1 pseudogene is annotated in these 224 nt (G+C 41.5%); it reads left to right on the top strand.

What is annotated here, in order from left to right:
• Positions 1-224 (top strand): annotated as a pseudogene (locus tag FD20_RS12860) (MobQ family relaxase); the annotation flags it as partial.

Below are 224 nucleotides of genomic sequence, written 5' to 3'. Positions count from 1 at the left end.
CGTTGATCAAGGTCTACTAGAAAAGTATTCACCAACCGAGCAGCAAAAGATTACTCGAGCAGTCAAAGACCTACGGGCAATCATGGCCGTTAAGCAAGTCATTAAAACGCAATACCATGAAGTATTAAAAAGGGCCTTTCCCAAAGGCGATTTAGATGGATTGCCATTGATTAAACAGGAACAAGCCTATACAGCCGTGATGTACTATGATCCTGTTTTAAAGC

It is taken from the genome of Liquorilactobacillus uvarum DSM 19971, from assembly GCF_001434935.1.
Lineage (GTDB): Bacteria > Bacillota > Bacilli > Lactobacillales > Lactobacillaceae > Liquorilactobacillus > Liquorilactobacillus uvarum.
This window is presented reverse-complemented; position numbering and strand designations above follow the sequence as displayed.